Source organism: Arthrobacter sp. ISL-65 (genome assembly GCF_018613795.1).
Taxonomy (GTDB): domain Bacteria; phylum Actinomycetota; class Actinomycetes; order Actinomycetales; family Micrococcaceae; genus Arthrobacter.
Map to the genome: position 1 here is coordinate 111,859 of NZ_JAGGPN010000035.1, position 18,246 is coordinate 130,104.

23 protein-coding genes are annotated in these 18,246 nt (G+C 65.1%); 14 read left to right on the plus strand and 9 right to left on the minus strand.

The window, feature by feature from the left end:
• Nucleotides 1-367 precede the first annotated feature (367 nt).
• The 3 genes from J7I85_RS15415 to J7I85_RS15425 all read left to right on the plus strand — a co-directional run bounded on the left by J7I85_RS15415 (nucleotide 368) and on the right by J7I85_RS15425 (nucleotide 3,827).
• Nucleotides 368-895, plus strand: coding sequence for a PadR family transcriptional regulator (locus J7I85_RS15415; protein ID WP_214853196.1), 528 nt, complete (start codon nucleotides 368-370; stop codon nucleotides 893-895).
• Nucleotides 892-1,605, plus strand: a complete 714-nt coding sequence (locus tag J7I85_RS15420) for an ABC transporter ATP-binding protein (protein ID WP_214853198.1) — start codon at nucleotides 892-894, stop codon at nucleotides 1,603-1,605. The genes J7I85_RS15415 and J7I85_RS15420 overlap by 4 nt, the downstream gene beginning before the upstream one ends.
• 95 nt (nucleotides 1,606-1,700) lie before the next feature.
• Complete coding sequence (locus tag J7I85_RS15425; RefSeq protein WP_251024397.1) at nucleotides 1,701-3,827, plus strand: FtsX-like permease family protein; 2,127 nt, start codon at nucleotides 1,701-1,703, stop codon at nucleotides 3,825-3,827.
• A gap of 45 nt (nucleotides 3,828-3,872) precedes the next feature.
• On the opposite strand, the gene J7I85_RS15430 is transcribed toward J7I85_RS15425, so the two are convergent.
• A complete protein-coding gene (locus J7I85_RS15430; protein WP_214853202.1) occupies nucleotides 3,873-4,202 on the minus strand; it encodes a hypothetical protein in 330 nt (109 codons plus the stop codon).
• A gap of 27 nt (nucleotides 4,203-4,229) precedes the next feature.
• On the opposite strand from J7I85_RS15430, the gene J7I85_RS15435 reads away from it, so the two are divergent.
• Nucleotides 4,230-4,913, plus strand: coding sequence for a GDSL-type esterase/lipase family protein (locus J7I85_RS15435; protein WP_214853205.1), 684 nt, complete (start codon nucleotides 4,230-4,232; stop codon nucleotides 4,911-4,913).
• Nucleotides 4,914-5,113: 200 nt separating this feature from the next.
• Here J7I85_RS15435 and J7I85_RS15440 read toward each other — a convergent pair whose 3' ends face one another.
• Entirely contained in the window at nucleotides 5,114-6,121 is a 1,008-nt protein-coding gene (locus J7I85_RS15440; RefSeq protein WP_214853207.1) for a LacI family DNA-binding transcriptional regulator, read from the minus strand.
• Between the two features lie 137 nt (nucleotides 6,122-6,258).
• Between J7I85_RS15440 and J7I85_RS15445 the strand changes: the two genes are divergently transcribed.
• The gene (locus J7I85_RS15445; RefSeq protein ID WP_214853209.1) at nucleotides 6,259-7,725 is read left to right on the plus strand and encodes a sugar porter family MFS transporter; all 1,467 of its coding nucleotides are present in this window, start codon (nucleotides 6,259-6,261) and stop codon (nucleotides 7,723-7,725) included.
• Nucleotides 7,726-7,803: 78 nt separating this feature from the next.
• Here the strand turns inward: J7I85_RS15445 and J7I85_RS15450 are convergent, their stop codons facing one another.
• Nucleotides 7,804-8,214, minus strand: coding sequence for a VOC family protein (locus J7I85_RS15450; protein WP_214853211.1), 411 nt, complete (start codon nucleotides 8,212-8,214; stop codon nucleotides 7,804-7,806).
• Nucleotides 8,215-8,244: 30 nt separating this feature from the next.
• A complete protein-coding gene (locus tag J7I85_RS15455; RefSeq protein ID WP_214853213.1) occupies nucleotides 8,245-8,613 on the minus strand; it encodes a VOC family protein in 369 nt (122 codons plus the stop codon).
• A gap of 344 nt (nucleotides 8,614-8,957) precedes the next feature.
• On the opposite strand from J7I85_RS15455, the gene J7I85_RS15460 reads away from it, so the two are divergent.
• Nucleotides 8,958-9,125 (plus strand): hypothetical protein, encoded by a 168-nt coding sequence (locus tag J7I85_RS15460; RefSeq protein WP_214853215.1) that lies wholly within the window; start codon nucleotides 8,958-8,960, stop codon nucleotides 9,123-9,125.
• Nucleotides 9,126-9,174: 49 nt separating this feature from the next.
• Here the strand turns inward: J7I85_RS15460 and J7I85_RS15465 are convergent, their stop codons facing one another.
• The gene (locus tag J7I85_RS15465) at nucleotides 9,175-9,420 is read right to left on the minus strand and encodes a hypothetical protein (protein ID WP_214853218.1); all 246 of its coding nucleotides are present in this window, start codon (nucleotides 9,418-9,420) and stop codon (nucleotides 9,175-9,177) included.
• Between the two features lie 116 nt (nucleotides 9,421-9,536).
• On the opposite strand from J7I85_RS15465, the gene J7I85_RS15470 reads away from it, so the two are divergent.
• From J7I85_RS15470 to J7I85_RS15490, 5 genes are all read left to right on the plus strand, one after another.
• The gene (locus tag J7I85_RS15470) at nucleotides 9,537-9,728 is read left to right on the plus strand and encodes a hypothetical protein (RefSeq protein WP_214853219.1); all 192 of its coding nucleotides are present in this window, start codon (nucleotides 9,537-9,539) and stop codon (nucleotides 9,726-9,728) included.
• Nucleotides 9,729-10,212: 484 nt separating this feature from the next.
• On the plus strand, nucleotides 10,213-10,470 hold the full coding sequence (locus J7I85_RS15475; RefSeq protein WP_214853221.1) for a hypothetical protein: 258 nt from the start codon (nucleotides 10,213-10,215) through the stop codon (nucleotides 10,468-10,470).
• Between the two features lie 2 nt (nucleotides 10,471-10,472).
• Complete coding sequence (locus J7I85_RS15480) at nucleotides 10,473-10,901, plus strand: hypothetical protein (RefSeq protein WP_214853223.1); 429 nt, start codon at nucleotides 10,473-10,475, stop codon at nucleotides 10,899-10,901.
• A gap of 171 nt (nucleotides 10,902-11,072) precedes the next feature.
• On the plus strand, nucleotides 11,073-11,504 hold the full coding sequence (locus J7I85_RS15485; protein ID WP_308159512.1) for a response regulator: 432 nt from the start codon (nucleotides 11,073-11,075) through the stop codon (nucleotides 11,502-11,504).
• Between the two features lie 279 nt (nucleotides 11,505-11,783).
• Nucleotides 11,784-12,161, plus strand: a complete 378-nt coding sequence (locus J7I85_RS15490; protein ID WP_214853226.1) for a VOC family protein — start codon at nucleotides 11,784-11,786, stop codon at nucleotides 12,159-12,161.
• Between the two features lie 291 nt (nucleotides 12,162-12,452).
• On the opposite strand, the gene J7I85_RS15495 is transcribed toward J7I85_RS15490, so the two are convergent.
• A complete protein-coding gene (locus tag J7I85_RS15495; protein ID WP_308159513.1) occupies nucleotides 12,453-13,025 on the minus strand; it encodes a metalloregulator ArsR/SmtB family transcription factor in 573 nt (190 codons plus the stop codon).
• 318 nt (nucleotides 13,026-13,343) lie between these two features.
• On the opposite strand from J7I85_RS15495, the gene J7I85_RS15500 reads away from it, so the two are divergent.
• On the plus strand, nucleotides 13,344-14,057 hold the full coding sequence (locus J7I85_RS15500) for a GAF and ANTAR domain-containing protein (RefSeq protein ID WP_214853228.1): 714 nt from the start codon (nucleotides 13,344-13,346) through the stop codon (nucleotides 14,055-14,057).
• Between the two features lie 223 nt (nucleotides 14,058-14,280).
• On the plus strand, nucleotides 14,281-14,436 hold the full coding sequence (locus tag J7I85_RS15505; RefSeq protein WP_214853229.1) for a hypothetical protein: 156 nt from the start codon (nucleotides 14,281-14,283) through the stop codon (nucleotides 14,434-14,436).
• Between the two features lie 30 nt (nucleotides 14,437-14,466).
• Here J7I85_RS15505 and J7I85_RS15510 read toward each other — a convergent pair whose 3' ends face one another.
• The 3 genes from J7I85_RS15510 to J7I85_RS15520 all read right to left on the minus strand — a co-directional run bounded on the left by J7I85_RS15510 (nucleotide 14,467) and on the right by J7I85_RS15520 (nucleotide 17,201).
• Nucleotides 14,467-15,930: a YdiU family protein gene (locus J7I85_RS15510; protein ID WP_214853230.1), complete on the minus strand. Its 1,464-nt coding sequence runs from the start codon at nucleotides 15,928-15,930 to the stop codon at nucleotides 14,467-14,469.
• Between the two features lie 68 nt (nucleotides 15,931-15,998).
• On the minus strand, nucleotides 15,999-16,745 hold the full coding sequence (locus J7I85_RS15515; protein WP_214853231.1) for a GAF and ANTAR domain-containing protein: 747 nt from the start codon (nucleotides 16,743-16,745) through the stop codon (nucleotides 15,999-16,001).
• A gap of 183 nt (nucleotides 16,746-16,928) precedes the next feature.
• Nucleotides 16,929-17,201 (minus strand): GlsB/YeaQ/YmgE family stress response membrane protein, encoded by a 273-nt coding sequence (locus J7I85_RS15520; protein WP_214853232.1) that lies wholly within the window; start codon nucleotides 17,199-17,201, stop codon nucleotides 16,929-16,931.
• A 140-nt stretch (nucleotides 17,202-17,341) separates the two neighbouring features.
• Here J7I85_RS15520 and J7I85_RS25085 point away from each other — a divergent pair, with 140 nt between their 5' ends.
• Nucleotides 17,342-18,211, plus strand: a complete 870-nt coding sequence (locus tag J7I85_RS25085) for a hypothetical protein (protein WP_251024398.1) — start codon at nucleotides 17,342-17,344, stop codon at nucleotides 18,209-18,211.
• Nucleotides 18,212-18,246: the final 35 nt, after the last annotated feature.

Consider the following 18,246-nt stretch of genomic DNA (forward strand, 5'->3'; position numbering starts at 1 on the left):
AGTCATGGAGAGCACGGAACAGTCTGTCGCCTTGGGCACCGCCAGAGGTCGCATTGCTGGCGCTGAAAAGGGGTCAATCCCGCAGTCAGTGCGCGACAGGTGTCCCACGCGTTGCAGACTGCGTGGCTGCGCGATTGGGCTGCAGGGAACGCACGATGATGTTCTTGGGGCTTAACCAGTCTCCGTGAACGCGGTCTCCTGTTTCCTTCTTGGCTGAGTGACGTGGCATTCAGGGACAACGCCCCATCTCCTTGTCTCAGGAGGCAGCAACTTCTGGGACGCCGCTTCCTTTGAATGCCTCCCCAAATGAAGAACGGCGGCGAGGAGTGCTGGCGCCGGACTATGCACTCAGTGTATAGATTGAGGCGTGAATAATTCCCTCACCCTGCTGGGACTCCTAAGCCGCGAGGCAAGCTACGGTTACGACCTCAAGCACTCCTATGACCGCTACTTTGGTGCCGGTAAGGCCCTGGCTTTCGGCCAGGTGTATTCCACCCTGGCCCGCATGGTCCGTGACGAGTTGATTCGGGCCTTGGGTGAGGAGACCGGGGGTGGTCCGGACCGGAAGAAGTACGAGATCACTTGGGCCGGCCAGAACAAGGTGCATGAGTGGCTGTTCACCCCCGACGTTCCTTCGGAGTCCTTGCAGAGCAACCTCTTTGCCAAGACCGTGATCGCGTTGCTGCTCGATGACGATGCAAACCGGTTGCTGGATCTGCAGCGGATGCGGCACATGGCTCGTATGCGTGAATTGACCCGGCTGAAGCAGGAAGCCAATCTTCTCCAGGTATTGCAGTGCGACCACGGTCTGTTCCACATTGAAGCCGACCTGCGGTGGATCGACCTCACCAGTGCCCGCCTCACCCAACTGAAGAAGGAGCTCCAGAGCGCATGAACACTAACGAGAATGCGGCGCCCATTCTTAGGGCCCGCAGCCTGCGGCACTCCTTCGGGCAAACTGACGCGCTGCGCGGGATCGACCTGGACGTGCAGGCTGGTGAGGTGCTCGCCGTGATGGGTCCGTCCGGATCCGGCAAGTCCACACTGCTGCACTGCCTGGCCGGGGTGCTGGTCCCGGACCAGGGTTCCGTGGACTACAGTCCGGCCGGCCGGGCTGGGACTGCGATCAGTACTCTCGCGGAGCCGAGACGGGCACGTCTGCGGCTGACCGACTTCGGATTTGTCTTCCAGTTCGGCCAGCTGCTGCCTGAGCTCTCGGCGGCCGATAACGTCAGCATCCCACTGCTCCTGTCCGGGACCAGACGTCAGGATGCGCTGCGCCGGTCCACGGAAATGCTGGAACGCCTGGGTCTGGACGGGTTAGGCGCCAAGTTGCCAGGTGAATTGTCCGGAGGCCAGGCCCAGCGCGTCGCCGTTGCCCGGGCGATGGTGACGTCCCCTGCCGTATTGTTCGCCGATGAACCAACAGGTTCACTGGACTCCTTGGCATCAGAGAATGTGCTGACGCTGATGCTTGAGCTTGTCCGGGAAGCGGGCACCACGGTCGTGATGATCACCCACGATGCGCGCACCGCCGCGTATGCGGACCGGGAAGTCATCGTACGCGATGGTGTCATCGCCGCCGGTTACCGGGTGTCGGCGTGAATCCGGGGCTGCTCAAACTGGCAGTCGTTGGCAGCCGCTCAGCTTACGGCAGACTCGCCGGAATCGCGGGAGGGGTCGCTGTCGGAGTATGCCTGTTGTTGCTGCTGTGGGGCGGCGCCAACGGCCTGAGCGCGCGGGATGACCGCGGTGCCTGGCTGCGCGAAACCGGAAGCCCCTCCGTGGCCGCTCCCCGGACGGATGATCCGACCAGTTCAGGGCCAGCGACGCCCGTGCCGCTGACAGAAGACACGGCCTTGATGGAAGCCAATCCCGTGGAGGTCTTCCGGGACCAACTGATCAACCGCCGGGACGTTGCCGCACTGGCGTCGACGACCGTCAAGATCCCGGGCATCGGCACACCTCCGGAACCGGGCCTCTACTTCGCATCTCCTGCCCTGCAGCGTCTGATCGAGTCAACGCCCGGCGACGAACTGGGAAACCGCTTCGGGACGTTCGCAGGAACAATTGACGATGCTGCCTTACCCGGACCTGACTCCCTGGTCGTCGTTACGGGGGCAACGGAAACAGAACTCCGGCAGAACGGCAGGGCCTTCCTGGTCTCAGACTTCACGACCAACCCGTACGGTGGCAGCGCGCCCGCCTACAGGACTGTGCTGTCCGTTGGTGCCATCGCACTGTTCTTCCCGGTGCTGCTGCTCATCAGCATTGTCACCAGCCTCGGAGCCGCGCAGCGCCGGGAGCGGTTCGCGACCCTGCGCCTCATCGGGGCATCTCCCCAGATTGTCTCCCGCATTGCCGCGGTCGAAACAGCGATCCCGAGTCTGGTTGGAGCAGCGCTTGGCGTCGCGCTGGCCATCATTCTGAGGCCGGTTGCCGCGCAGATACCGGTCAACGGCACCAGGCTGTTCGCCGCCGACATGACCATTGGATGGGCTGCAACCACCGCAGTCGTCGCCGTGATGGTCGCAGCCACGGCACTCGTCGCGGCGCGCCGCACCGCCGCTGCAGGTGTTGGACCGCTGGGCGCCACACGTGCCGTACACGAGAAGACGCCAACCGCTTGGCGGAGCGTTCCACTTCTGGCCGGACTTGCCACCATGATCACGCCGGTACTTATGGTCCGCGTCTTGGAAGTGCGGCTGCCGTGGCTGGAATCACCGCTGCTTATCCTCGGCTTTTTGCTGATCCTCGTAGGGCTCGTAGTCATCGGACCCTGGCTGACTCACCTGGTAAGCCGGGTGGGGCTCCGCCACGCCAATAGCGCAGCGGGAGTGATCGCCGCTAGCCGGATCCACAAAACCCCGATGGCGACCTTCCGCTCGGTATCAGGGCTTGTGATCGCCGTTTTCGTCGTCTCAGTCTTCGCCGGAGCATCCAGCGTCTTCGAAGCGACAGAAGCACCTCCGGCCCAACCCGGCATGCTCCAACCCACAAGCCTGTACGCCACCTTGGGCGCCGGAGCCGCCCCGGCCCAGGCCGCGGAGGCTGCACGCCAAGCCCGGGAACTACCAGGAATCCCGAGCGCCACCATCGGCTACGGCCCAGCAGTCCTCTCTGACAAGGATGCAGGCCCTGAAATCTACCTTCGCGCCACAGACGCACCCCGCCTCGGATTCGAGGACGTGCCAGCAACAGCGACCGTCGCGGTTGATACCTCGTTTCTCGGGTCAATGCAGCCACTCGCACTGACGGCTGCGCCCGCCGCCAACCTGGACGATTTGGTGCCGGTCGTGATTGTGCTCGGCACCGACGGGACGCCTGAGGCTATGGACCGAGCCCGAACAGCATTGAATGTCTCCGGCATCACGGCCATCCCGGCCACCTCCCCATTGGACCTCAGGCTGCAATCCACCGGCCGGCTAATTCAAGGGCTGGCCGTGTTCGCGTACCTGGGCATGTTTGTCGCGATCGCAATTGCCGGCCTATCGCTGGCCGTCGCTACCGCCTCCGCCATACTGGACCGGAAGCGAATCCTAGGCCTCATGCGGCTGATGGGGATGCCAGTGTCGGTCCTGCGCAGGATCATCACCCGGGAAGCCGCCGTTCCACTCCTGACGGTGGTGCTGCTCTCGGTCGGCCTCGGATTCCTCGTGGCCTGGCTGATGGTGACGTTCATCGACGACACCTACCAGGTAACTTGGCCAGCGACCGATTACTTCGCTGCCCTAGGTCTAAGCCTGCTCCTGGCCCTCGGAGCGGTAATCACGCCATTCACTCTTGTGCGAGCCAAAACCGCAGTGACGGCCACCCGCTTTGAATAGAACTTCAACCGTTTAGCTCTCATTTACCGGTCCGTCCGGGAACCTCTACCGGGGAGTGGTTCCGGGGTGCTGAGTTTGGCGGCGGACGATGGCCCGCAGGTTCAGGTTGTCGGCTTTGAGGCTTTGACGGCTAGTCGTGGTGGCGCTGGCTGCTGCCGATGGCTGATCAGCGGCCGCATAAACGTCCGCGCGAAGGTCGAGATGGCGGTGGATAAAGGAGCGGCGCACTTTGGCTCGGGCTGCGACCGAGGAGATGGTGATCTCGATTCCTTCGGTTCGCATGGCATCCAGCGCCTGGGCCACACGGGCGCGGCGCGCGTCGACGTCGCGTCGTCGGGCGATGGTCAACGTGCCGGCCCTGCCGCCCCTCGCCACCGGCCGAGTTTCGTGCAACGATGCGGCATGACCAGCAGCACCGGCGCCAACCAATGGCCGTCCCACGCGGGATCAACACCGGGCCATGTTGTACTGCTAGGCGACTCGATCTTCGACAACAAGGCGTACGTCAATGACGGGCCCGACGTCGTGGAGCAGTTGCGCGGCGAGCTCCCGTCGGGCTGGAACGCCACACTGCTGGCGGTGGACGGCGACGTAACCGCCGGAATCCGCCGCCAACTCATTGCCCTTCCCGACGACGCCACCCACCTTGTGGTCAGCGCCGGCGGCAATGACGCGCTCGGCTTCGCCCACCTGCTCGAAGCCCCCGCCCGCTCAGTGGCGGAAGCCCTGGATATGTTCGCCGACGCGCAGGCGCGGTTCGCCGCCGACTATGAGTCGATGGCCGAGGCGGTCTCAGCGACTGGGCTGCCCGCAGCGGTGTGCACCATTTACGACACGCCCTCCTCCGGGCCCTTCTACCGGATGATCAGGACAGCCCTCACGGTCTTCAACGACTCCGTCACCAGGGCCGCGTTCTCCCGGGGCATCAGCCTGCTGGACCTCCGGCTCATCTGCAACGACGACGGCGACTATGCGAACGCGATTGAACCCTCCGTCCAAGGAGGCGCCAAAATCGCGTGGGCCATCACCGCACTGCTGGATGGAACACGCCAGGTGCCGCGGTCAGCGGTCGTCGGCGGCACCTGACTTCATGCGGCTGCGCGGCACCCCAACCTCGCGAGGCGTGGAAACCTCCCGAGACATGGAGTCAGCGGCAGGCGCCATCGCGGGCCGCGGTTGGCGTCGGTGGGTGGGGTCCTCTTGATAGACCCCCAATGCGGGGAGCGATGTTGTGGTTGAGGCTGAAGAGGCTATCGGGGTCGCAGCTGGCCTTCACACCGCTCAGGCTAGCGGAGCGGCGCCGTCGAGTTCCGGACCACCAGCCGGGGCGTGCTGGTCATGTCCGCGATGGGGCCGCCGGGATCGTTGAGCCGCTCGAGGGCCACACGTCCGGCAGTTGTTCCCAGCTCCACGGCATGGAGGTCTACCGAGGTCAGGTCGATGCCGCGGAGCCGGGCCGTCCGCGAATCGTCGTAGCCCACGAGCGACAGGTCCCCGGGGATCGTCAGCCCCATCGCATACGCGGCTTCGCGGACACCCAGCGCGAACTGGTCGTTGTGCGTGAACACGGCCGTCGGACGGTCCGGCCCGGCCAGCAGCTCCGACGCCGCACGCTCCGCGGCCTCCTGCGTGAAGTCGTCGGCCGCCGCGGTCTGCGGGGTCAGGCCGGCATCCCGCATCATCTGCTCGTAGGTTTCCCGGCGGACGGTATGGCCATCAAAGGGCGGGCCGGCCATGTGCGCGATCCGCGTGTGTCCCAGTCCGAGGAGGTGTTCGACGGCGGCCCTGGCGCCAGCGCGGTCGTCAGGGTACACGCTGTCCACGCCCTCCACACGGCGGGTGACACTTACCACCGGGATGATCTGCGCCAGTTCCCGGACCCGCTCGTCGGGATCGAGCAGCGCCGCTGCGATGATGATCCCCACCCGCGCCTCAATGAGTGAGTCCATCGCGCCCTGGTCCACGCCGCCGATGGAGCGGGAGACGCTGAGGATGAGCCGGTTGCCCGCCTGCGGCAGCGCCAGCCGCACGCCGTTGAGGACGTCGGAATACACCTCGTTCCGGAGGTCCAGGAGGTAAAGCCCGACGGCGGTCCGAGACTTGCTGGCCAGGGCGGCGGCTGCCGCATTGTGCCGGTATCCCAGACGCTTGGCGGCGTCAAAGATCGCCTGCCTGGTCTCCGGGCTGACGCCGGCAGCGTCACGGAAGGCGAAGGAGACCAGCGTGCGGGAGACTCCGACTTCCCGCGCGACATCAGCCTGCGTGGCTGGCCGGGGCTGCCGCTGGATGCTCATACGGCCATCCTCCCACGGCGGGAAATGGCGGAAATTCCACCCTTTGTAAGTTTGACCTTACATTTAAGCCTTTCGCGCGTTAGTCTTGGATGTGACAGCGGGCACATGTCCCGCAAACTTGAGACAAGGGAGTCCTTATGTCTGCAACCCAAGCCCAGCGCGACGGCGCGCATGCGCCCTCGCTGCCGCCGCTCACCAACGGCCCGCACCGCAAGCGCCTCGGCATGGTCGCCACGGTGGCGACCTTCGGCGGCCTGCTGTTCGGGTACGACACGGGTGTCATCAACGGCGCACTCCAGCCCATGACCGCCGATCTCGGCCTCACCCCGATCACCGAGGGCATCGTGACCAGCTCGCTGTTGTTCGGCGCTGCGGCCGGCGCCGTGGGCGGCGGCCGGCTCTCCGACACCTGGGGCCGCCGGAAGACGATCATCCTGCTGGCCATCCTGTTCCTCGTCGGCGCGCTGTCCTGCGTGTTCGCACCCAACTTTGAGGTCATGGTCGTCGGCCGTGTCATCCTCGGCCTCGCCGTCGGCGGCGCCTCCTCCGTGGTTCCTGTGTACCTGGCGGAACTGGCCCCCTACGAGATCCGCGGCTCGCTTGCCGGCCGCAACGAACTCATGATCGTCATCGGCCAGCTCGCCGCCTTCGTCGTCAACGCCATCATCGGCAACCTCTGGAGCGAATTCGGCGGCGTGTGGCGCATCATGCTCGCCGTCGCCGCGGTGCCGGCAGTTGCCCTGTTCCTCGGCATGCTCCGAATGCCGGAATCCCCGCGCTGGCTCATCTCCCGGGGCCGTAACCAGGAGGCCCTGGCCGTGCTCAAGACCGTCCGCTCGTCCGACCGTGCCGAAGCCGAGATGGCCGACGTCAAGCACCTCGCCGACGAGGAAAAGGAAATGAACCTCTCCGGCTGGGGCGCACTGAGGAACAAGTGGATCCTGCGCATCCTGCTCGTCGGCATCGGCCTGGGCGTGGCGCAGCAGCTGACCGGCATCAACTCGATCATGTACTACGGCCAGTCCGTGCTGGTCGAGGCCGGCTTCGACTCCCGTGCCGCCCTCATTGCCAACATCGCTCCCGGCGTCATCGCCGTCGTCGGCGGCGTCATCGCACTGACCATGATGCAGCGGGTCAACCGCCGCACCACCCTGCTCCTCGGCTTCACCTTGACCACCATCTGCCACTTCCTGATCGGCATCGCCTCCATTGCATTGCCCGTCGGCAACCCGGCCCGGCCCTTCGTGATCCTCTTCCTGGTGGTTGCCTTCGTCGGCTCCATGCAGACGTTCCTCAACATCGCCGTCTGGGTGATGCTCTCGGAGATCTTCCCCCTGCACATCCGCGGCTTCGCCATCGGCGTCTCCATCTTCTGCCTGTGGATCGCCAACGCCTTCCTGGGCCTGTTCTTCCCGACCCTGGTGGCGTCAGTCGGCATCACCGGAACGTTCTTCATGTTCGGCGTCGTGGGCATCCTGGCCCTGGTCTTCATCTACACCCAGGTGCCGGAAACCCGCGGCCGCACCCTCGAAGCACTCGAGGAGGACGTCACCACCGGCGCCATCTACCTGGTGCACAAGACCCCGGCGACGGCGGCGCACTAACAGCCCTCATAGCCGCACAGGACCCGTCCTCTGGATTCACCCGAACCCAGCGGACGGGGCCTGTGCGTTTCCCGGCGTTTACTTGTCCGCGGGCTGGAACAGCTCGACGACATTGCCGGCCGGATCCTCCAGCAGGATCTGCTGGCCGCCCGGTCCCCTGACAATGTCGTTCCGGAACGGAACACCCGCGGTCCGCAACCTGTCCACCTCGGCGGCGATATCGCTCACGATGAGATGGATTCGGTTCCATCCGCCAGGTGCCGGGACCGCGCCGTCGGGCATTGGCCGGCCCGCCGAACTGGTGGGCCCGCTCAGCAGCAAACGCAACGGCCCACGGACGACGTCGGCGAACGCCGGTGCCGCGTTCATCCTTACAGAGAAGCCGAGGTGCTTCGTGTAAAAGCCGACGGCGGCCTCGACGTCGTCCACCATGTACCGGACGCTGACAAAGTCCTTAGTGCTATTAAAGTCCTCAGGGTTGCTGGACATTTCTCTTCTCCTCCTTAGATGGAAGCGGGATCAGACGTGCTGATCGACGATGACCGGGTTGCCGTCGGGGTCCGCCACGATGAAGCTGGCCGGCCCAGTTCCGTCGCCGGCCTCGGCAACGAAGGGAATGCCCTGGTCCTTCAGCTGGCGCTCAAGATCCCGCACGTCGGTGAATGAGTCGAGCTGCTGCGCGTCCTGGCTCCAGCCCGGGTTGAAGGTCAGGGAGTTCTTTTCAAACATGCCCTGGAAGAGTCCGAGCACCGTCTGCCCGTTCCGCAGGATCAGCCAGTTCTGGTCAATCTCGCCCCCGGACCTGGTGAATCCCAGCTTCTCGTAGAACGCCGCGGAGGCCGCGATGTCCTTGACGGCCAAGCTGAGCGAGAAAGCGCCGAGTTGCATGTGCTGCTCCAGTCTCCGGAACTCTCCGGGCATGAATTTTCACCGATACTAACTGCCGGCCGGCGTTGCCTGCCCCAAACAGCACTATTCCAGAGCCCTCTGACAAATACCCGCCCCCGGCACAAATTCACGGGCCGGGACTGGGCGTCCGTTCTGCTCTACCTCGTGTTCGGGCATGCGGCCATGCCAGAACCCGGCTATCGGCTGCCCTCGGCAGCGACACCTGGTACCCGGTCTTCACCTGGATCCTGACCGCGTACTTCGCACTCGGCGTGCTGATGAACGGCATCTCCCGCAGCAAACCGGAACGGCTGATCATGACCCAGAATCAGTAGCGTGGATTGGTGCGTTTGTTCCACTCTGAAGTACTTGTCCATGCCCGCGTCTCGACTGTCTGGCACGTCATCACCGACGGCGGAAACTTCGGCGTCTGGGAATGGGGAATCCTGGAGGCGAACGGCGCGGTCCAGGCCGGCGACACGGTCCGCATCACGCCAACCAGCGCCTCTTGAACCCGCGTATGCAGAAACATTGAGTGCCGCGCGATCCTCGAGTGCCGGGCTAAAACGCGTCGGTGTGCTCCAGCTCCGGCAGGACAACCAGCGGATCTCCTGCAAAGTGCAACCTGCGCAAAGACTGCCCGTCAATCCAGGCGAACACGACTGAGCCGTCAAGGGGCACGCGACCGACGACGCCCGCTTGGCCTGAGTGGACCTGTTTCCTGATCTCCGTCTCGGCCCCCGGGGTCTGCGTCCCCCACGCTGCCGGGAGGTCGGCGTCGTGATCATTGCCAGCGTTCGCGTCCATGACCCAATAGAACCAGCTGCTCATTAACGGTCCGTGAACGTGGCCCGTTTGACACGCCCGTGAACCCGCTGCAGCCTGGCGGTGGCGTGCGGCCCACCCGCGTGGGACCATGCCTCATGGCCAACGGCAACGCTGTCCGCGAGGCAATTGAGAAGGCGCGCGAGGAGATGCTTTTCATCGGTCCGGACCACCCTTACTATCCGCTCCTGGCAGAAATGGTCACCGCCGTCGAGGCGGCTTGGCGGCAGGGGTACGATGCGCACCGCGCCGGCAGGCCCAACAGCAATCCCTACAGCTGGCGCCCTTAGAGTTCGGGGTTGTGCCGGGCCCGGTTCGCGAGGGGGAGTGCGTCCGGACCCGGCAGTTCTGACGGTTCGGGGCTGGGCTTCCGTTCCTTCAGGACACAGCCAGTATTGCCCGCTGACATGGGGAAATACTTGGGGCACCTTGGGGCAATACCCGGCAGACCCCACGCTCCCCCGTGCCGGTCCAAGGAACTCCAAAGTTCTTCCAAGGAAGCTCAACCAGCGGTACCGCATCAACGCCCTCCGCCTCGCGGCCAGCGCGGTCGCCCTGGCCGCGATCGATCGCGCCCGGACGGCCAGCCCGATCCCGGGGAGCACGCCCGGGGCCTGACGCCTCCTCTGTACAACAGTGCTACTGCAGGGTAGTTTAAATACAGGAATCCTGTGAACTCTCTCCAGGAACCCCTTCCGGCGTTGTGCACCGCCCGGAGGTAACGCCGCTATAGCCTCATGGCGGCCGTCCCGCACCCTGAGGAAAGAGCCTGTCATGGCCACCTCGCATTTCCAGCAGTTCCTTCACGACGCCACCTACCCCGCTCCCGAAACCGACAGCCCGCTGGGGCCGGACTGCCTTTACGGCCTGTACACGAGCTGGTGCCTGATTCAGGGACTAACACCCAAGACCGACTCGTCCTTCCGCGCAGGCATGCGGCGGTGCCGCGTCAACCTCCGCGGCGCCAGGCGGAAGATGAAGGGCCGGGCCGCCGCCGACTACATCCTCGCCAGCTACCCGTACGCGGGCTGACCATGTCGCTCAGATCGCCCGGCTTCCGTTCCGACGGCGCCGGACGGGCACGGGTCCTGCCTGTGATGTGCTCGCGGTGCGGCACCGACCGCCGTCTCACCATCAGATCGGTGACGGATATCCCGGACTGCCCCGCCAACGTCGTCATGGTGGCCTACACCTGCGGCCGGTGCCGGCGCTTCAGTGAACATCCCGCCCAGGTTGCCGACTTGTCGGCGGTCCTTGGCCGCCGGGAACAAAAGGGCGACGTGCTCATCTTCGGCGGGCACTACATGCACTGCGGACAGCCGATGGCCGCGGCAGGATCCGAGCTCCGCAGGCTGTCCGCGCCGCTGTCCACCGAGCGCACAGCCGACGACCCCCTGGATGTCTACCTGTCCACCCGCGTCCTCAGATGCACCTGCGGCTTCCAGATGGAACTGCCGGAGTAAGCGGGATCGTACATTTGGAGGACAAACCTACGCCCGGGTAACTTTGTGTGGGGCCCCATCCTATTCCCCCATGCGGATGGTCGTCCCCGGAAAGCCCCGCACCGCCTTCACAAATGGTGCGGGGCTTTTCGTGCCTGGGCCATGCACTTCTTGAGGTTTCCGCCCTACACTGTGCACACCTACTACAGGCCGGGGGGCACATTGGGTTCACGGGGGCTGTGCCTGGTCATCGAGGATGACCGGGATATTCGCGATCTTGTCGCGCTGATACTGACGCGGCTCGGTTTTGACGTTCATGCAGTCAGCAACGGCATTGACGGGGTGGCCGCGGCGTGGGAACACCATCCCGTCCTGGTTACGGTCGACCTGAATCTGCCGGACATGGACGGTCTGGAGGTGGCGCACCACATCCGGGCGCGCTCCGAGGCGCCGATGCTGTTCATCACGGCACGGGCGGAGCTCGACGACGAAATGGCCGGCATGGCATCGGGAGCCGCGGCCTACCTGGTCAAACCGTTCCGCCCACGGCAACTCACCGAGACGGTCAACAGGCTTTGTCCCGTGGGCCCGCTGACAGCGCAAGGCCTGAAGCCGCGCGTCTGACCGACCTGGTTCCTAAGTGCCGCGGAAACGGCCTGAAGAAGACGGCTGGGCCGACGTCGTTCTTTCCTATATCCCCAAGCGGCACTTCAGTTCCATAATGTCCCCATGAACTTCGGGGACCCGCGCGCCGGTCAACGCCGCGAGGCGCCGCAGAGTCCCAGGTGGCCGCCCCGACTCGGCGATACGGGCGGCGACGCGGCACGGGCACGGACGGCAAGTCCGTTCCCAGCACCGAATCAGCGGGAGCATCGCCATCAGTGCAACGAGGAGAGAACTGTCATGCTCAAAGACATTGAAGTCACCGCTGTCCTTCCCGCGAAGGACGTGGGCAGGGCGAAGGATTTTTACCGGGACAAGCTCGGGCTGGAGCCCGCGGAACCCGCGGACGACAACGTGATGTTCCAGTGCGGCAACGGGACCAGGTTCATGCTGTACCAGACTGACAACGCGGGCACGGCAAAAAACACCCAGATGGGGTGGGTGACGGACGACGTCGAGCGGGACGTGCAGGAGTTGCGGGGCCGCGGCGTCGTATTCGAAGAGTACGATTTCCCCGGTTTGAAGACCGAGAACGGCATTGCCACATCGGACGCAGGCAAGGCCGCCTGGTTCCTGGACAGTGAAGGCAATATTCTGAGCCTCTTCGAGCGCCCGTAGCTCCGGAGCAGGGTTAGCCGGAAAACCGGAAAGGGGCCGGAACCACGTTGTTCCGCCCCTTTCCGCCTATTCCGCGCCCCCCGGGCAGTGGAAAGTTCCAGCTGCCCCGCGACGCTCCAGCCCTCTGCGCTTGGCAGAGCAGAAGGCCCCCAACGGAGAGGATTGAAGAAACTATGAATTGATCAATTCCTCAATCACGAGTCTTGCCCACCGCCGCCACGCCGTCAAGGACGCGAACCCTTCGTGCCCAAAACGAGACTTTTCGATTCCTCCGGGGCCGGCCGCCTTCGATCAGCCGGTTCCGCGCCCCGCCACCGTCTCGCTGGAAACTTCAGCCAGGGTCAGGCTCCGCTCCCGGGCCTGGATCAGGAGCCCGCCCAAGGCGGCCTCCGAGCTGCTGCCGGTCCTGGCGCTGGCCGAACGCACTGCGTTGGTTATCAGGGCGCGCCTCTCCAGGGACTCCTCGAGCACTGCCATGGACTCGTCGTCCGTCAGGATGCCCTCACCGGCAAGGCCTGGGCCCGATGCGCCGATGCCGGCCAGGCGGCCAGCGTCAGCCGCCGCCCGGGCATTCAAGACCGTCTCGGCAGCGGTGAGGAGGTCTGCGATCTCGGGAAAGGACAGCCAGTACCGCAACCGCCCTCCGGAGCGGCGCCCGGTCACCAGGTGCTGGGCACGCAACAGCGCGAGTTGACCGGCCAGGTGCGACGGCTTCAGCCCCGTGGCCGAACAGAGGTCCGCCACCGAAGCCGGGCCCGCCGCGAGCACGGCAAGAATCCGGACCCTGGCGGGATGCGCCAGCGCCTTGAACAACTCCGTCTCAGCGGCCGCTGCCCATTCCGCGGGTCCTGGCGGTCCTACCACCGCTGCTCCTGTCTGCCGTTAACCGTATTATCGTCCAGAACACCTCGAGAAGCCCCGTTTTGTGTTCCCAGGACTCCGGTTTCTCCATAAAATCGTTGCCGTTCAAAGCCTCCACCCCTCGCGGCGCGCGCCCTTCGCTGAAATAATTAGTATTAACGTTCGACGCCGCAGTCTGCTACCCCGGACGGCGCTCCGCGGACCCAGGAAAGGAACGAACGCGATGCCTGTCTCAATAGCCACTCCTGCCCGGCCCGGCGTCTTTCCCCTGAGCCGGTCTGGCCCCCGCGGGCCTTCCGGCCATTTCTTAGCCAGGCCCTGATGTCGGCCAACCTGCCCCTCGCGGACGAACTGGCTGCCCTTACCGTCCGGATCGCCGACCTGTTACTGACGCATGAGACCGTCGACGAAGCAGTTTCGGCGCTGGCCCAGGCCCTCAAGGAAAACGTTCCGGGTGCCTTGGGGGCAGGCGCCAGCCTGATGGATACTCGCGGCCGGCGCACCAGCACCGCCGCCACCGATCCCACCATCCTGCAGGCAGACCAGCTCCAGTACGACCTCAGGCAGGGACCGTGCCTGACTGCGTGGGCCCAGCAGGCGACCGTGAAGATGGCGGACAGCCGCACCGACCACCGCTGGCCGGCCTGGACGCGGGCCATCACCGATCTGCCGCTGCGCTCGGTGATCAGCACGCCGCTGTCCACTCCCGACGGCGCCATCGGTGCGCTGAAGGTCTACTCGCCCATTCCCGACGGCTTCGATTCCAAGGCCATCCGCCTGATCGAACTGCTGGCACGCCCTGCCGCCCTGATGCTTGCGAACTCCCAGGCACGCGACGCTGCAGAGCGCCTCAGCGACGGGCTCATCGGAGCGCTCGGCGCCCGCGACGCCATCGGAACGGCAACCGGGATCATCATGGAGCGCCTCCACGTCAGCCACGACCAGGCGCTCGCCACCCTTATCAGTGCCTCCCGCCGGCGCGAGGTACCGCTGCACCAGCTCTCCCGGGACATCGTCAGCGGCGGCGAGCTGTAACTGGCCGTCATAAAACCGCCACCGCAGACGCCGCAACCGCCTTCACATAAGGGGGCGGCCGACGTCGGCCATTCCCTTACCCCATACGTCCGGGACTGACCCAATCCGGCCGGCCTACAGCAATTGTGTCCCCCGCGCAACTTTGGCGCGCGGGGCAGTTCCAAGGAAAATAGCGAGTCAGCACACAATGCACCGCCCCGTTAACTTCAGGAGACACAGAACCATGACTAACACCATTGCCCCGGGCGCCGGCCTGATCGCCGCCCCGAACGCAGCCATGGCCGCTTTGGACGAAATGGACCTTACGCCGCAGGGGCTGTCTGACGCGCCAGCAAATGAACTGGTTCCGGACACCCTCGTACATCCCGGCGCCAGCTAGGCTGCGCCAGCTTCAGTCGAGCAGCGGACGTCAGGTTCCGCAGAAGGTCCGGTAGGGACCAAAGGTTTCCGGCGCGGCCTCTGCATAACGTTCGACGCCGGGACGCTCGTGGTAGGGGTCTGTCACCGCTTCGAGCAGCCGCCGGAGCGGCCCGACGTCGCCGTCGGTCGCAGCGTCAAGTGCTTCCTCTACGAGGTGGTTGCGGGGCACATACACCGGATTGACCCGGTCCATCATGTCAGCGTCCGGCTGCAGGGCCTGCCAGCGTTCGGCCCAGGCCAGGAAAGCGTCCGGCTCAGGGAACAGGGTGCGGATCGGCTGGCCCTCGCCGCGGGCTGCGGTGCCAAGACGCCGGAAGAACGATGTGTAGTCGACGCGTCCCTTCTGCAGAAGCCCGAGTAGTTCGTCAATCAGAGGCGACGCCACGTCGTCAGCGATGCTGCTGTCCAGTCCGAGCTTCGCCTTCATGCCGGCCAGCCAGGCCGCGCTGTACTGCCGGCGGAAGGCCCCCAGCGATTCCTGTGCCAGCGCGACCGCCCGCTCCTCGTCGTCGTCGAACAGCGGAAGGAGCGCCTCCGCCAGGCGGGTCAGATTCCACTCCGCCACCACCGGCTGGTTCGCGTAGGCGTAGCGTCCGTTCTCGTCGATCGAACTGTAGACGGTGGCGGGTTCGAACGCGTCCATGAAGGCGCACGGACCGTAGTCAATGGTCTCCCCCGAGATAGCCATGTTGTCTGTGTTCATCACGCCGTGAATGAAGCCCACCAGCATCCACTTAGCCACCAGCGAGGCCTGCGCAGAGATCACTGCCTCTAACAGGGCGAGATACGGATTGTCCGCCTCCGCGGCATCGGGATAGTGCCGGGCGATCGCATGGCCGGCAAGGCGGCGCAGGAGTCCGAGGTCACCGGCGACCCGGGCATACTGGAAACTGCCTACGCGCAGATGGCTGCTCGCGATGCGCGTGAGTACCGCTCCTGGCAGCGCTGTTTCCCGCTGGACGGAACGCGCAGTGGCCACCACGGCGAGGGACCGGGTAGTGGGGACGCCCAGGGCGTGCATCGCCTCACTGACGACATATTCACGCAGCATCGGCCCCACGACCGCGAAGCCGTCGCCACCCCGTGCGAAGGGTGTGCGGCCGGAGCCTTTCAGGTGAATGTCGCGAAGGCGACCGCCGACGTTGGCTATCTCACCGAGCAGCAGCGCACGACCGTCACCCAGCCTCGGGGCAAACCAGCCAAACTGGTGGCCGGAGTATGCCTGCGCAACTGGAGTGGCGCCGTCGGGCACCTCATTGCCGATCAGCAGAGGTAGTCCTTCCGGGCTCCTCAGGAACTCCGGGTCAAAGCCCAGTTCGGCGGCCAGCGGCTCGTTCAGGACGAGCAGCCGCGGGTCAGGAACCTCCTCCGCCTTCCAGGGGATCGCCATCTCGGCAAGCTCTGTGGCGAAGCGGCTTTCAAAGGTGACGGTCGATGCGGCTGTTGCGCTCATCTTTCAAGAATAAAGCTATGCCGAAAAGGCGTCACCGTTATGGGCATGCCGGACTCCTTGCGGACACCTTATTCATCAAAATGGGTGGACAGAGCAGAATCGCCACCCACCGAGGCAGCAACTGACACCGCTACGTCACGGAGTTTCAGGTTCCTCAGGCTGGAGGCAGTCTTCAGGACCCGCAGGGCAGCCTCCTGGCTGCACCTGTTCTGCGCCATGATTATTCCGGTGGCGATGTCGATTGCAGTCCGCGACTGCATGGCAGCGGCCAGGTCGTTCCGCGAATCGGTCAGCTGGGCCATCCGCAGGGCAAGTCGGAGGCTCTTGGATGCCTGTGCTGCGAATTCCTCCGCGCCAGAGATGTCTTCGCCGGTGAACCCATGGGACCGCGCTGAAAAGAGGTTCAGCGCCGCGCGGGTTTCTCCCTCCAGTGCCAGCGGCACCGCGAGGATTGAACCCACGCCACGCCCGGCGACGGCCGACATATATGCCGGCCAACGCGGTTCAGACTCCACGTCCGGGACATGAACGATGCACATCTCCGCCATGGCCGCCAGGCAGGGACCTTCGCCAAAGTCCACCTGGACTTCATCCAGCATCCTGGCCTGCGGATCGCTGCTTGCTACCGTGGCGGCTTTCTTCCTCCGCAGCACCGTGAAGGCGCACCGCACCTTCATGCCGGGTGCGGAGTAGAATGCCGCGGAATATCCAGCCAGCTCCTGGAGGAAGTCGCCAACGTCAACGCTCTCCAGTACCAGTTCCTGGAGCCGTCCTGCGACGTCCTCACGGTCCCACGCCCGTGCTTCAACGCCCATAACAGCCTCGTTTCCACAGGAGTGCCGCCCGGCACAGAAACCGAAAACGCTGCTTCAAAGAAGGACGGCACTTCCCAACATCTACTGCCAGATTACCTCTCATGGGGATGTGCGAAGCGTTACCCTGAGGAGAATCATCAGGCCGCAAATCGGGCCAATCCTGGACCGCCGGCCATCAGGCCATCAGAAACGGCGAGTCGGCGCCCTCCTGCGGCGGCTCGTCAGCGATTCCGCCAAACCGATCAGTGCGACAGCCGCGATGACGGCAACGACGAACCCCAGGACGTTCAGTTCCAACATGTCGCCGGTACCTAGCAGACTGGCCACAGCTCCGCCAATGACGGAACCTGCAAGGCCTAGGAGCAGGGTGGCGATGATGCCCAGGTTCTGCCTCCCGGGCTTGATGAGGCGGGCAAGGGCTCCGATAACGAGCCCGGCGATGATAAATCCAATCATGGTCAACGACCTTTCTGTTGGCATCGAACAATTTTCAACTCATGTAGGAAGTGTACTTACTATTCGATGGTAACCATGCTTACTATTGCTGAGTGCTGGTTCATCAACAGCCGCTAACCCTCAAAGGAAAGAGAGCAATGATGACCGAGAACCCATACGGCACCGAACCGGAAACCACGGGCTTGGGCACTACCGGAGCAGGAACCACGGGCTTCGGCACTACCGGATTGAGCAGCACTGACGCCGGCACCACCGGCTACACGGGCACCACCGGTTACCAGGGCGACGACTCCTCCAAGAAGGACGTGGCGAAGGAAGAGGCCGCGAATGTCGCTGGCCAGGCCGCCGGCGCTGCCCAGAACGTGGCCGAGACCGCGAAGGCCGAGGCCGCGAACGTCGCCTCTGAAGCGAAGAACAGCGCCCGGGATCTGCTGCACCAGGCGAAGTCGGACCTGACCAGCCAGGCCGGCACCCAGCAGACCAAGGCCGCCGAAGGCATCCGCACCATCTCCTCGCAGCTGCACACCATGGCCGACGCGCCGGACCAGCACGGTGTGGCCTCGGACCTGATCCGGCAGGCCGCCGAGCGCTCCGAATCGGTGGCGTCGTGGCTGGACAACCGGGACCCGGGCTCACTGCTGGATGAAGTGAAGTCCTTCGCCCGCCAGCGCCCCGGCACCTTCCTGCTCCTCGCAGCAGGCGCAGGCATGCTTGCCGGACGACTGGGCCGAAGCCTGCAGGCCGGCGCCCCAGAAACCGGACCCGCGGCCGGCGCCGGATACGTAGGCACCGTGCCGCAGTACCCCGCCCAGCCACCGGTCACGGAAAGCAGCCTCGCCGGAGCCTCAGGCGCCCCGCTGTATGACGCACCGCAGGCAACCCCCACCACCTACGCAGAGACCGTGTACGGCGAGCCCGCCCGCCCCGGCTTCGATGCGCCGGGTTCGGCTGGCGTTCCGCTCCGCGATCCCGAGGACCCGTATACCGAGGGTGGAGGTCGTCCCCTGTGAGCAGCCAGATACCTGATACACCTCCCACGGAGGCG

Excerpts from the sequence above, each read along its gene's own strand:
- J7I85_RS15420 (WP_214853198.1), top strand. The coding sequence starts at position 892 with ATGAACACTAACGAGAATGCGGCGCCCATTCTTAGGGCCCGCAGCCTG.
- J7I85_RS15435 (WP_214853205.1), top strand. The coding sequence starts at position 4,230 with ATGACCAGCAGCACCGGCGCCAACCAATGGCCGTCCCACGCGGGATCA.
- J7I85_RS15440 (WP_214853207.1), bottom strand. The coding sequence starts at position 6,121 with ATGAGCATCCAGCGGCAGCCCCGGCCAGCCACGCAGGCTGATGTCGCG.
- J7I85_RS15445 (WP_214853209.1), top strand. The coding sequence starts at position 6,259 with ATGTCTGCAACCCAAGCCCAGCGCGACGGCGCGCATGCGCCCTCGCTG.
- J7I85_RS15450 (WP_214853211.1), bottom strand. The coding sequence starts at position 8,214 with ATGTCCAGCAACCCTGAGGACTTTAATAGCACTAAGGACTTTGTCAGC.
- J7I85_RS15455 (WP_214853213.1), bottom strand. The coding sequence starts at position 8,613 with ATGCAACTCGGCGCTTTCTCGCTCAGCTTGGCCGTCAAGGACATCGCG.
- J7I85_RS15465 (WP_214853218.1), bottom strand. The coding sequence starts at position 9,420 with ATGGACGCGAACGCTGGCAATGATCACGACGCCGACCTCCCGGCAGCG.
- J7I85_RS15470 (WP_214853219.1), top strand. The coding sequence starts at position 9,537 with ATGGCCAACGGCAACGCTGTCCGCGAGGCAATTGAGAAGGCGCGCGAG.
- J7I85_RS15475 (WP_214853221.1), top strand. The coding sequence starts at position 10,213 with ATGGCCACCTCGCATTTCCAGCAGTTCCTTCACGACGCCACCTACCCC.
- J7I85_RS15480 (WP_214853223.1), top strand. The coding sequence starts at position 10,473 with ATGTCGCTCAGATCGCCCGGCTTCCGTTCCGACGGCGCCGGACGGGCA.
- J7I85_RS15490 (WP_214853226.1), top strand. The coding sequence starts at position 11,784 with ATGCTCAAAGACATTGAAGTCACCGCTGTCCTTCCCGCGAAGGACGTG.
- J7I85_RS15500 (WP_214853228.1), top strand. The coding sequence starts at position 13,344 with ATGTCGGCCAACCTGCCCCTCGCGGACGAACTGGCTGCCCTTACCGTC.
- J7I85_RS15505 (WP_214853229.1), top strand. The coding sequence starts at position 14,281 with ATGACTAACACCATTGCCCCGGGCGCCGGCCTGATCGCCGCCCCGAAC.
- J7I85_RS15510 (WP_214853230.1), bottom strand. The coding sequence starts at position 15,930 with ATGAGCGCAACAGCCGCATCGACCGTCACCTTTGAAAGCCGCTTCGCC.
- J7I85_RS15515 (WP_214853231.1), bottom strand. The coding sequence starts at position 16,745 with ATGGGCGTTGAAGCACGGGCGTGGGACCGTGAGGACGTCGCAGGACGG.
- J7I85_RS15520 (WP_214853232.1), bottom strand. The coding sequence starts at position 17,201 with ATGATTGGATTTATCATCGCCGGGCTCGTTATCGGAGCCCTTGCCCGC.
- J7I85_RS25085 (WP_251024398.1), top strand. The coding sequence starts at position 17,342 with ATGACCGAGAACCCATACGGCACCGAACCGGAAACCACGGGCTTGGGC.